The following is an 11612-nucleotide window of genomic DNA, read 5'->3' on the forward strand; positions in this document are numbered from 1 at the left end:
TGGTTGTGCGCGTGGGGTGCGCCAGGGAGAGCATAGGGAACGAGACTTAGCTGTCACTGAGCACGCCGCAGCTTCGGCAGAAACCTAGAAGATCACCATGATGATGGAGCCGGCCACGATCAGCGCGGCACCCAGCGCCACGGGCCAGGTCAGGGTCTCGCCCAGGAAGACCACGCCCAGCACGATGGCCAGGGCGACGCTGAGCTTGTCGAGCGGCGCCACCCGGCTCACGGGCCCCAGCTGCAGCGCGCGGTAATAGCATAGCCACGACAGTCCCGTGGCGATGGCCGACAGCACCAGGAACAGCCAGCTGCGCGCGCTGATGGTGGCGGGGTTTTGCCATTCGCCGCGCAGCGAGACGATGCCGCCGATGACGGCGAGGATGACGACGGTGCGGATGAAGGTGGCGAGGTTGGAATTGAGGCCCACCACGCCCAGCTTGCCGAACAGCGCCGTCAGCGCGGCAAAGACGGCGGAGGCGAGGGCAAAGGTGATCCAGTTCGATTGGGGCGTCATGGGGCGGGCATCCTTTCAGGGACGGAGGCATCCAGGGAAATGGGCAGGCGCAGCGCGATGCGGCAGCCGGCCTGGCTGTCGGCGATGGCGATGCTGAAGCCGTGCAGGCGCGCGACGGCGGCCACCAGGCTCAGTCCCAGGCCATTGCCGGGCAGGTGGCGGCTCGCCTCGCTGCGGTGGAAGCGGCGGAACACGGCTTCGCGCTCGGCGGCGGCAATGCCGGGCCCCGTATCCTCGATGTCGATGCCATAGCCCGCGGCGTCCTGCCACAAGCGCACGGCGATGCGGCCGCCGTCGGGCGTGAACTTGATGGCGTTGTCGAGCAGGTTGCCGAAGGCTTCGAACAGCAGGCTCGCTTCGCCGCGCAGGGGAAATGCCTGGCCGGCCGGGCGCGCATAGTCGATGGCCAGGTGCTTTTCCTCGCCGCTGGGTTCATAGAATTCGATCACGTCGTCCAGCACGGCGGCCAGGTCCACGTTCGTGAAACCGGCGCGGCGGATGCCGTCCTCCACCTCGGAGATGCGCAGCATGGCGTTGAAGGTGGCCAGCAGCGACAGCGTTTCCGCGATCGCCGCCTGCACGGCCAGGTGGTAGTCTTCGGCGCTGCCGGCGCGGCGCTGCGCCCGTTCCAGGCCCGCCAGCAGGCGCGCCAGCGGCGTGCGCAGGTCGTGCGCGATGCCGTCGCAGACGCCCTTGACTTCGCGCATCAGGCGCTCGATGTTGTCGAGCATGCCGTTGACGACGATCACGAGGCGGTCCACGTCGTCGTTGGCGCCCTGCGCCGCGCGCTGCGGCAGGCGCTGGCTCAGGTCGCCCGAGACGATGGCTTCGATGGCGCGCGTGATGGCGTCCAGGCGCCGCACGGAGCCGCGGCCGATGATGGCCGCTCCCGTCATGCCCAGCAGCAGTGCCAGCGCCGCGGCCGAGGCCAGGGCCCGCACCAGCACTTCGTCGAATTCCTTGAACTCGTGCAGGTCCTGCGACAGCAGCAGGGTCTGGCCATTGTCCAGCGCGAAGGCGGCCGCGCGCAGTGCGCGCCGGCCGTCCTGCAGCGCCACGCTGACGGCGCGGCCGTCGCGGGCCATGGCCGGCAGGGGGCCGGGAAAGGTGCCGGCCAGGCGGCGGCCCTGCGCGTCGTACAGGCCGAACGGGCGCACGTTGTCGGGGTCGAGCCGGGCGTGGAAATCCACGCGCGCATGCAGCTCGGCGATGCCGTCGCGCATCAGGCCATTGCGCTCGCGCGCCAGCCAGTCGTCGATGCGGCCCAGCGCGTAGGCGGAAATCTGCACGTACAGGAAGGCGAACAGCAGCAGCGATATCAGGCCGTACAGGGCCAGGAACAGCAGCGCCATGCGAAAGCTGGCCGCGCGCCGCAAGCCGTGCAGCAGGGCCGTGGGGCCGCCGGGGGCGGCTTGCCACCATTTAGTCGGGGACACGGAAGACATAGCCGGAACCCCGCAAGGTGTGGATCAGCGGCGCCGTGCCGTCCGGGTCGATCTTCTTGCGCAGGCGGCTGATGTGCACGTCGATGACGTTGCTGCGCTCATCGCTGCGGTAATCCCATACGGCTTCGAAGACCATGGTGCGCGTCAGCACCTGGCCCGCGTTGCGGAACAGGTATTCGAGCAGGCGGAATTCGCGCGGCAGCAGGTCGATGGTCTGACCGGCGCGGCGCACGGTGTGCGTCAGCAGGTCCATTTCCAGGTTCGCCAGCTGGAAGCCCGTGACGGCGGGCGCCGCGTCGCGGCGGCGCAGCAGGGCGTCCAGGCGCGCCGTCAGCTCGATGAAGTCGAAGGGCTTGGCCAGGTAGTCGTCGCCGCCCGCGCGCAGGCCGCGCACGCGCTCGTCCACGGCGGACAGCGCGCTGAGGATCAGCACGGGCGTGGTGGTGCCGGCCGTGCGCAGGGTGGACAGCACGGCCAGGCCATCGAGGCCGCCCGGCATCATGCGGTCCAGCACGATCACGTCATAGCTGCCGGTGACGGCTTTCAGCAGGCCGTCGCGGCCATTGCCGGCCAGGTCGACCTGGTGGCCATGGTCGGACAGGGCCGCGTCGATTTCGCTGGCCGTCTGCCCGTCATCTTCGATTACCAGCACCCTGGCCATGTTGTCCTCCCTGTGCGCGGCGGCGGCATGGTGCCGCGTGCCCCTGATATATACTGCATTATGCCGTGGCGCCGGCTACAGGCGCTTCGCGCGCGGATTAAAAATCGTTCATGTTGGGCCGCTGCCTGGCAATTATGGAAAGAATCGCACAATGCGTCTGCTGGTAATCGAGGATGACCGCCGCTCGGCCCAGTACCTGGCCCGCGGCCTGGCCGAGAGCGGCCACGTGGCCGACCAGGTGGGCGACGGCGCGACGGGCCTGGCCATGGCGGGCGAAGGCATCTATGACGTGGTGATCGTCGACCGCCGCATGCCGGGCATGGACGGCATGGCGCTGCTGGCGCAGCTGCGCCAGCGCGACGCGCGCACGCCCGTGCTGATGGTCAGCGCCCTGGGCAGCACCGAGGAGCGCGTGGCGGGCCTGCGCGCCGGGGCGGACGACTACCTGGTCAAGCCCTACGCGTTTGCCGAGATGCTGGCGCGCCTCGAGGCGCTGGGACGGCGCGGCGACGCGAGCCGGCGCCAGCCCGTGCTGGAACTGGCCGGCCTGCGCGTCGATACGGCCGCCCGCACGGCGCAGCGCGACGGACGCGCGCTGGACTTGCAGCCGCGCGAATTCCTGCTGCTGGAACTGCTGATGCGCCGCGCCGGCCAGGTCGTCACGCGCGCCATGTTGCTGGAGGCGGCGTGGGACTACGATTTTGAACCGCGCGGCAATATCATCGACATGCACATGCACCGGCTGCGCCGCAAGGTCGACCACGGCCACGCCGAAGCGCTGCTGCACACGGTGGCGGGCGCCGGCTACTGCCTGCGCCGCGCCATGCCGGGCGATGCCTGACCGCGCTCGGCGTCAGAAGTCCACGGCGGCCGACAGCTGCAGCGTGCGTGGCGCCGACTGCGAGATGGTGCCATACGAGGCCACGCCGGCCCAGTAGTGGCGGTCGAAGGCGTTCATCAGGCCGCCGCGCAGCGTGGTCGCCTTGCCGGCGATGGCCGTGCGGTAGCGCAGGCCCAGGTCCACCTTGGTCCAGGACGGCACCGATTGCACGTTCGCCTGGTCGACATACTGCTTGCCCGTGTAGCTGACGGCGCCCGTGGCCGTCAGGCCGGGCCAGTACGGCACATCCCATTCGCCGCCCAGGTTGGCCATGGCCGTGGGCACGCCGACGGGGCGCTTGCCCATGGTGGCGGCGCTGTTGGTCTTCACCAGGCGGCCGTCGAGCAGGGTGATGCCGGCCAGCAGGCGCACGGCCTTGCTGGCCGCGCCCGACAGGTTCAGCTCCAGGCCCCGGTTGCGCTGTTCGCTGTCCATGCTGTACACCTTGCCGTACAGTGCGCCACTGGGCTTGCTGACCTGGAACACGGCCAGGGTCGCCAGCACCACGCCGAAATCGGCCTTGCTGCCCACTTCATACTGCTTGCTCTTGTAGGGCGCGAAGACCTGGCCCGCGTTGTCGGCGATGTTCGGCGCGATATCGCCCTTGCTCAGGCCCTCGATATAGTTCGCGTACAGCGACACGTGGCGCAGCGGCTTGACGACGATGCCGGCCAGCGGCGTCAGGGCGCCCTGCTTGTAGCGGGTGGTCAGCGCGCCGGTGGCGGCGCTGTAGTTCTTCGATTCGACCAGCTGGCGGCGCACGCCCAGGGTCAGCTGCACGCGCTGGTCCAGCATGTCCAGGGTGTCGGCCACGGCCAGGCTGGACAGGGTGGAGGCGGACAGTTTCGGCGCGCCGGCGGGCGCGGGAATGCCGGGATCGGGCACGGCGACCGGGTGGTAGATATTCGACGTGATGAGCTTGCCGGAATTGGCCACGCTGCCAAATTCGTCCTGGTAGACATTGCCCATCACGACCAGCGCATGCTGGACGTCGCCCGTGCGCAGGCGCGCCCGCACGCCCGTGTCGGCGCTGGCGCGGCGCACGCGGAATTTCCAGTTCATGGGCGTGACCGTCATGTCGCCCGCCGCGCTGGTGATGGTCGGCGTCTGGTCCGAATAGCGCGACACGTCGGAGCGCGTGCCGCCCGCGTCGGCAAACAGCGTGACGTTGTCGTTCAAGTCGTATTCGATCTTGCCCAGGCTGGCCAGGTCGTTGGACTTCCACCAGCCCCAGGACTGGGCGATGTTGCGGCGGCCATCGGGCGCGGCCGGCACGGGCAGGCGCGCGGCGACGAGGAAGGGGCGCGTGGGCGCGTCGATCCACTGGTATTGCTCGATCAGGTCGAACGAGGCGCGCAGGCGCTGGCCCTGGTAATCGAGGGCGACGGCCGCCACTTCCGCGCGCGAGCGCTGGTGGTCGAGCGGCGTCTTGCCCTGGCGGTGCAAGCCATTGAAGCGGATGCCGAAGCGCCGCTCCTCGCCGAAGCGGCGGCTGACGTCGATGGCCGCGCCCAGCTGCGCGCTGGAACCGTAATCGACGGTCAGGCGCGTCAGGTCGCGCGGCAGCGAGCGTTTCGGCACGGCGTTGACGACGCCGCCCACGCCGCCATTGGGCGACATGCCGTACAGCAGGGCGGCTGGCCCCTTGAGCACTTCCACGCTTTGCAGGTATTCCGTAAACAGGTGGTAGTTGGGCGAGACGCCGTACACGCCGTCGAACGCCACTTCGCTCAGATTGCCCTCGTTGAGGGGGAAGCCGCGGATGAAGAAGGAATCCGTGACGCCGCCGATCTGGCCCGTGAAGCGCGTAGACGGGTCGCCGCCCAGCACCTCGGCCAGGGTCAGCGCCTGCTGGTCCAGCATGCGCTGGCTCGTGTAGCTGTTGACGCTGAAGGGCGTGTCCAGCAAGTCCTTTTCGCCCAGCATGCCGGCGCGCGCGCTCTTGGCAATTTGCCCGCCGGCATCAGCTTCCGCCTGGCCCGTGACGACCACGGTGGCAAGGGTGGCGGGAGGGTCGGTCCTGGCCTGGGCGATGGCCTGCGGCGTCACGCTGGCGACCAGCAGGCCGGCGAGGATCAGGCGGGTGGTGAGGAGAGGGTGGGCTGGGGCGGTATGTAGCGTAGTCATCAATGGTTACAGTGGGTGAGCGTACAAGGTTGATAAATAGAAAACTGCACGCACTATAACCGAAATGAGAATCATTACGATCTAATTTTGTTAAAAAAATTGCGCCGGCATGGGGCGTTGCTGCAGCCCATGGCGGGGCTCGAAATACCCTAGCAGACCGAACATTAAGGGAGCATGAACAGGTCGCAAAAATACTACATTTATGAAATATATTTTTATATGCCTTCTCGCCGCCGGACTCGTAAATGATAATGCGGTTCATTCTCATTTGAGATGATCGCACTGAGCGTGATGCAGGCGCAGCCCTGTCCGATCACCGTTCGGCAAGCTGGACCGGGTTGACCGGCCGCTACCCCGCTGGCCCATCTTTTGGAATGGGTCCGTTTTTCCGGAGAAATTGAATATGCAGTCAAGTCATAGCATGGCGTTGCAAGCCACTCCCATGGCACGCGCCATCCGCGCCGTGTTTTTCGCCGTACCGATGCTGTCGCCGCTGGCCGTCCACGCCGCCGCAGCCGCTGACACGGACGCCACCATGCCCACCATCACGGTCACGGGCCACGCCGACCAGGGCCTGCAAGTGACGTCCTCGGCCTCGAACAAATTCACCGCGCCCCTGATCGACACGCCCCGCACCGTCACCGTCATCCCGGCCGCGCTGCTCAAGGAAACCCAGGCTGCCAGCCTGAGCGATGCCTTGCGCAGCGTGCCGGGCATCAGCTTCAAGGGCGGCGACGCATTTGGCGCGCCGGGCGGCGACCATCCCAGCATGCGCGGCTTCGATTCCAGCAGTTCGCTGTTCATCGACGGCATGCGCAGCGCCGGCGCGCAAAGCCGCGAAACCTTCGACATCGAGCAGATCGAAGTGGTGAAGGGCCCCAGTTCCGTGTACACGGGCCGCGGTTCCGTCGGCGGCAGCATCAATATCATCAGCAAGACGGCCAAGGCCGACGATTTCACGAATGCGGGCGTGGGCGCGGGCAGCGATGGCTATCTGCGCGGCACCCTGGACGCCAACCGCCAGCTCGGCGGCAACGCCGCCGGCCGCCTGAACCTGATGTGGCACGAGGCGAACATGCCTGGCCGTAATGCCGTTGACTACAGCCGCTGGGGCATCGCGCCGTCCGTCACCTTCGGCCTGGGCGGCCCCACGCAAGTCATCCTCAGCTATTACCACATGCAGTCGCATGACATGCCCGACTATGCCGTGCCATACGCGCGCTCGGGCGGGGAACCGCTCGACGTGCCGCGCAGCCGCTTCTTTGGCCTCACCAGCCGCGACTTCATCAAGAACACTGCCGACATCGCGCAGGGGGAAGTGCGGCATGACCTGGGCGGCAACTGGAAGCTGCGCAACGTGACGCAAGTGGCGAAGACCAGCCTCGACTACATCGCCACCAACCCGCAATGGTCGGGCAGCAGCGGCGATATCCTGCTGCTGGAAGCGAAGAGCGGCATCTTCGACATGACCTCGTTTACCAACCAGACGGAACTGACGGGCAAGCTGCTGCTCGGCGGCATGCAGCACAGCGTGACGACGGGCCTGGAACTGAGCCGCGAGAAGAGCAAGCGCGACAATTACTACGTGCTCGACAGCGCCGGCAACAACCTGCGCCCGGGCGCACCGTGCAAGGTGGCCTATAACTGCACCTCGGCCAGCGGCTGGAATCCGGCCAACCCGTGGACGGGCTCGTACACGCGCACGGAGCCTGCCTATCCCGTGCTCGACACCACCACCGACACGGCGTCGGCATATGCCTTCGATACCGTGGCGCTGGACGCGCAATGGCTGCTGAACGCCGGCGTGCGCTTCGACAGCTACCGCACCAGGGCGACGACGGATGCCAACGCGCTCGTCAAGGCGACTTCGCTGCAGAATGACGTCAATTTCGCCAACTACCAGCTGGGCATCGTCTACAAGCCCGCCGCCAATGGCAGCGTGTATGCGTCATGGGGCACCTCGTCGAACCCGGTGGGCGTCGACGGCGGGCAGGGCGGCGACGCGATCGGCGCCGCCACGGCCGACCTGTCGCCGGAGCGCAGCCGCAACATCGAACTGGGCACCAAGTGGGAAGTGCTGGACCGCCGCGTTTCGCTGTCGGCAGCCGTGTTCCAGGCGGCCAAGACGAATGCGCGCATTCCCGATGGCTTGGGCCACACCGTCAACGCTGGCCGGCAAAACGTGGAAGGCGTGGAACTGGGCATCGCCGGCAATCTGTCGGCCGACTGGGACATCTTCGCCGGCTACACCTACCTCGACAGCAAGGTCAAGGATGGCGGCCCCACGCAGCAAAATATCGGCAAGCAATTCCCGCTGACGCCGCGCAACAGCGCCACCGTGTGGACCACGTATCGCGTCCTGCCGCAACTGAAAATCGGCGGCGGCGCGACCTCGGTCGACAAGATGTATGCGAACGCGGCCAATACGACGGGCGTGCCGGGTTACACGCGCTTTGACGCCATGGCCAGCTACACCGTGAGCAAGCACCTGGCCCTGCAGTTCAACCTGTACAACCTGACGGACAAGAAGTACTACGACAAGGCCTACGGCAACTACGCGTCCGTGGCGGCGGGCCGCTCGGCCGTCATCACCGCCAACTTCTCGTACTGACGGCGGCGCATCAGGCTACGGCCGCTGCCGTGGCCTGATGCCATTCCCGGACCGCCTCCGTCAGCAGCCGCAAGGCGATGGGCGGATGGAGGTTCGCCGGGTAGTACAGGCAAAAACCCGGCATGGCCGGACTCCATTCCTCCAGCACCTGCACCAGCCGGCCGGCGGCGATATGCTCGCTCGCGTGGTAGCCGGGCACCCAGGCGATGCCGATGCCGCCCAGCGCCGCCTCGATCATCAGGGGGGGATTGCCCAGCGTCATGGGGCCGGCTACATCGATGTTCACGCTCTTTCCCCCGCGCTCCAGGTTCCAGCGGTACAGCGTGCCGCTGGCGAAGCGGAAGCGGATGCACTGATGGCGGGCCAGCTCGTCCGGCGTCGCGGGCGTGCCGTGCGCGGCCAGGTAGGCAGGCGAGGCAACGGCAGCAAAGCGCATTTCCGGTCCGAAACGCACGGCCACCATGTCGCGCGGCACGTCGTCGTGGACGCGGATGCCCGCATCGTAGCCGTCGGCCACGATGTCGACAAAGCGCGTGTCGACGACGAATTCGACATGGATATCGGGATATTTCGCCAGAAAGCCGGGCAGCACATGGCGGATCAGGGGCTTGGCGCCCGCCTCGGCCGCACTGATGCGGATGATGCCCGACGGGCGGTTGACGGCGGACGCCACTTCATTCATGGCGTCCGACAGGTCGGCCATCGCCGGCGCCACCCGGTGCAGCAATTTCTCTCCCGCCTCCGTCAGGGCCACCGAACGCGTGGTGCGGTTGAACAGGCGCACGTTCAGGCGCGCTTCCAGATGGCGCAATGCATGGCTCAGCGCCGATGGCGATACCCCCAGACGCAGCGCCGCCGCGCGAAAACTGCCGTGCTCGGCAATCGCGATAAAGGCCGTCAATTCGGAGATGCCTGCTTGCATAGGTGAATTTCCTTCATCAACTTGTACAGATTTTTCGGGATTGTTGAGAATGGTACATGAACCTATACTCGATTCCAAGCCAGCGTGCCTGCGTGAAAAATCGTCGGGCAGCGCCACGCCTGCGCGCCGCACCCGCACCATTGAAAACCTGTTAAACCTGTTTGTGGAAAGAGGAATATTCTCATATGGCAACAACCGATTTGATCAAGTCCGTTCTTTTCGCTTCGGCCATGGCCGTCTCGATCAACCAAGCGCAAGCAGAGGATTACAGAATGAATCCATTTACGTTGACCTACCGCGGTGCCATTACGGAAAATGTCGCCGGCAAGGTGAATATCCACCCCGTCACCTACAAATTGAACAATCTGGATATCGCCGCGAATGTCTACACCCCGGCGAACTACGATCCGAAACACCGCTGCCCGGCCGTGGTGGTGGCGCATCCGAATGGCGGCGTCAAGGAGCAGGTGGCCGGCCTGTATGCCCAGCGGCTCGCCGAACTGGGCTACATCACGATCACGGCGGATGCGGCCTACCAGGGCGCCAGCGGCGGCCAGCCGCGCAATGTGGACAAGCCGGCGAACCGCGTCGAGGATATCCACGGCATGGCCGATTTTCTCAGCCAGTATGCCGGCGTGGACCAGGCCCGGCTGGGCTTGCTGGGTATCTGCGGCGGCGGTGGCTACTCGCTGAAGGCGGCGCAGACGGACAAGCGCTTCAAGACGGTGGCCACCCTGAGCATGTTCAATTCGGGACGGGTGCGTCGCAATGGCTTCATGGATTCCCAGCTGGACACGGTGCAGCAGCGCCTGCAGCAGGCGTCCGATGCGCGTGCCCAGGAAGCGGCCGGCGGCAAGATCCTGTATGCGAACGACGTGCAGCTGAGCGATGAGCAGATCGCCAAGCTGCCGTTTGAAATGTACCGCCAGGGCTTCGACTATTATGGCAAAACGCATGCCCATCCGAATTCCAGCGCCAGATTCACCGTCAGCAGCCTGCTCGACCTGATGCGCTTTGACGCTACCGACCAGATCAGCCTGATCGACAAGCCGCTGCTGATGATCGCCGGCAGCAAGGCCGACAGCCTGTACATGACGGAAGATGCGTTCGCCAAGGCGACGGGCACGCGGGACAAGGAACTGTACAAGATCGAGGGCGCCACGCACATCGAAACCTACTGGGTGCCGCAATACGTGGACGCCGCCGTGGCCAAGCTGGCCGGCTTCTACGCCAGGACGCTCAAGCCGTAAGGGGACGCCGTCAGCCTGCCGTCTGCCCCAGGCCGGCCAGCTTGCCCAGGGTGTCCTGCGCATTCATGGACTTGGCCAGGGTAACGGCGTTCATGCCGCGGCTGTCCACGGCGTCGATGCGGGCGCCGTGCCGCAGCAGCAGCTCCAGGATGGCCAGGCGGTTGAACATGGCGGCCATCATCAACGGCGTCTTGCCGTCCGGGCTGGCGCCTTCCACCTTGGCGCCATGCCGCAGCAGCAGCTCGGCGATCTCCAGGTAGCCCTTGTAGGCGACGCCGGCCAGCGGCGTCTGGCCCTGGTCGTTGGGCACGTTGGCGTCGGCACCCGCTTCGAGCAGCAGGCGTGCCGTGTCCAGATGGCCGTGGTAGCTGGCCAGCATGATCAGGCTGTCGCCTTTTGCGTTGCGGAAGTTGACAGGCACGCCCTGGGCCACCATGGCCCCAAGCTGCTGCGTATCGCCTTCGCGCACCAGGTCAAACAGGCCGTGGATGAATGCCAGCGTCTCCGCATCCATGGTTGGCGGGGTGTTCGGGGTATCGGCGTTCATGGGTTTGTCTCCGCAAGGGTGGTCAAGGCGCCCAGCTTACACTGACTGCGCCCTGATGCTTGCCCCGATGCCGTTTATTTCACCACGCCGCAGGCCATGCGCGCGCCGCCGCCGCCGAGTTTTTCCGGGTGGTCGCTGTGGTTGTCGCCGCCCACGTGCACCATCAGGGCATGGCCCTTGAATTCATCGGCCTTCAGGCGCGGCGCCAGCACCGGGTAGGTGGCCGTGCCATCGGCCCCGACATAGATGGCGGGCAGGTCGCCCTTGTGGCCGGTCGCGTCGTATGGCCCCTTGTGGGCCGCCGTCTTGGCCGGGTCCCAGTGGCCGCCCGCCGCGCCGGCAGGCGTCGGCTTGCCATCGGTGAGCGTGGCGTCGCACGACGGCTTTTCGTGCAGATGGAAACCGTGCGTGCCGGCGGGCAGCCCTTTCAGGTCGGGCGTGAGCAGGGCGCCGTACGGCGTTTGCGTGATGCTGACCGTGCCGGCAGCCTGCTGCGCGCCATTCGGTCCCGCAAAGAACAATTCCACCGTCTGCGCCTGCGCCAGTGGCGCACCGAGTACCAGCACTGCCGTCAATAATATTTTCATACGTCGCTCCTCAAGTCGGTTGTTCGGATAGGGCATTGCACCGTGCCGTCCTTATTGTCGCACCGC

Annotated in this window: 10 protein-coding genes; 3 read left to right on the plus strand and 7 right to left on the minus strand. The window is 66.5% G+C overall.

The window, feature by feature from the left end:
- Window positions 1-84: 84 nt before the first annotated feature.
- From ACZ92H_RS15800 to ACZ92H_RS15810, 3 genes are read right to left on the minus strand one after another with little or no spacing between them, the layout of a single operon-like run.
- Window positions 85-516 (minus strand): EamA family transporter, encoded by a 432-nt coding sequence (locus tag ACZ92H_RS15800; protein ID WP_290605434.1) that lies wholly within the window; start codon window positions 514-516, stop codon window positions 85-87.
- Window positions 513-1952 (minus strand): sensor histidine kinase, encoded by a 1440-nt coding sequence (locus tag ACZ92H_RS15805; protein ID WP_465050231.1) that lies wholly within the window; start codon window positions 1950-1952, stop codon window positions 513-515. Before ACZ92H_RS15805 ends, ACZ92H_RS15800 begins: the two co-directional genes overlap by 4 nt.
- Entirely contained in the window at window positions 1939-2622 is a 684-nt protein-coding gene (locus ACZ92H_RS15810) for a response regulator transcription factor (RefSeq protein ID WP_465050230.1), read from the minus strand. The genes ACZ92H_RS15805 and ACZ92H_RS15810 overlap by 14 nt, the downstream gene beginning before the upstream one ends.
- Before the next feature lie 151 nt (window positions 2623-2773).
- On the opposite strand from ACZ92H_RS15810, the gene ACZ92H_RS15815 reads away from it, so the two are divergent.
- Window positions 2774-3463 carry a response regulator transcription factor gene (locus ACZ92H_RS15815; protein WP_465050229.1) on the plus strand — a complete coding sequence of 230 codons (690 nt, stop codon included), beginning with the start codon at window positions 2774-2776 and terminating at the stop codon, window positions 3461-3463.
- 12 nt (window positions 3464-3475) lie between these two features.
- On the opposite strand, the gene ACZ92H_RS15820 is transcribed toward ACZ92H_RS15815, so the two are convergent.
- Entirely contained in the window at window positions 3476-5629 is a 2154-nt protein-coding gene (locus tag ACZ92H_RS15820; protein ID WP_465050228.1) for a TonB-dependent receptor, read from the minus strand.
- 403 nt (window positions 5630-6032) lie between these two features.
- On the opposite strand from ACZ92H_RS15820, the gene ACZ92H_RS15825 reads away from it, so the two are divergent.
- Window positions 6033-8240 (plus strand): TonB-dependent receptor, encoded by a 2208-nt coding sequence (locus ACZ92H_RS15825; RefSeq protein ID WP_465050227.1) that lies wholly within the window; start codon window positions 6033-6035, stop codon window positions 8238-8240.
- Between the two features lie 10 nt (window positions 8241-8250).
- Here the strand turns inward: ACZ92H_RS15825 and ACZ92H_RS15830 are convergent, their stop codons facing one another.
- Complete coding sequence (locus ACZ92H_RS15830) at window positions 8251-9162, minus strand: LysR family transcriptional regulator (protein WP_465050226.1); 912 nt, start codon at window positions 9160-9162, stop codon at window positions 8251-8253.
- A gap of 230 nt (window positions 9163-9392) precedes the next feature.
- On the opposite strand from ACZ92H_RS15830, the gene ACZ92H_RS15835 reads away from it, so the two are divergent.
- Complete coding sequence (locus ACZ92H_RS15835) at window positions 9393-10412, plus strand: alpha/beta hydrolase (protein WP_465050266.1); 1020 nt, start codon at window positions 9393-9395, stop codon at window positions 10410-10412.
- A 10-nt stretch (window positions 10413-10422) separates the two neighbouring features.
- Here the strand turns inward: ACZ92H_RS15835 and ACZ92H_RS15840 are convergent, their stop codons facing one another.
- Window positions 10423-10959 (minus strand): ankyrin repeat domain-containing protein, encoded by a 537-nt coding sequence (locus ACZ92H_RS15840; RefSeq protein WP_131370420.1) that lies wholly within the window; start codon window positions 10957-10959, stop codon window positions 10423-10425.
- Window positions 10960-11033: 74 nt separating this feature from the next.
- Window positions 11034-11546, minus strand: coding sequence for a superoxide dismutase [Cu-Zn] SodC (gene sodC, locus ACZ92H_RS15845; protein ID WP_465050225.1), 513 nt, complete (start codon window positions 11544-11546; stop codon window positions 11034-11036).
- Window positions 11547-11612: the final 66 nt, after the last annotated feature.

The sequence above is a fragment of the Janthinobacterium foliorum genome (assembly GCF_978021625.1).

Coding starts and splice junctions, on each gene's coding strand:
- ACZ92H_RS15825 (WP_465050227.1), top strand. CDS start 6,033: ATGCAGTCAAGTCATAGCATGGCGTTGCAAGCCACTCCCATGGCACGC.
- ACZ92H_RS15810 (WP_465050230.1), bottom strand. CDS start 2,622: ATGGCCAGGGTGCTGGTAATCGAAGATGACGGGCAGACGGCCAGCGAA.
- ACZ92H_RS15835 (WP_465050266.1), top strand. CDS start 9,393: ATGGCCGTCTCGATCAACCAAGCGCAAGCAGAGGATTACAGAATGAAT.
- ACZ92H_RS15840 (WP_131370420.1), bottom strand. CDS start 10,959: ATGAACGCCGATACCCCGAACACCCCGCCAACCATGGATGCGGAGACG.
- ACZ92H_RS15800 (WP_290605434.1), bottom strand. CDS start 516: ATGACGCCCCAATCGAACTGGATCACCTTTGCCCTCGCCTCCGCCGTC.
- ACZ92H_RS15820 (WP_465050228.1), bottom strand. CDS start 5,629: ATGACTACGCTACATACCGCCCCAGCCCACCCTCTCCTCACCACCCGC.
- sodC (WP_465050225.1), bottom strand. CDS start 11,546: ATGAAAATATTATTGACGGCAGTGCTGGTACTCGGTGCGCCACTGGCG.
- ACZ92H_RS15815 (WP_465050229.1), top strand. CDS start 2,774: ATGCGTCTGCTGGTAATCGAGGATGACCGCCGCTCGGCCCAGTACCTG.
- ACZ92H_RS15830 (WP_465050226.1), bottom strand. CDS start 9,162: ATGCAAGCAGGCATCTCCGAATTGACGGCCTTTATCGCGATTGCCGAG.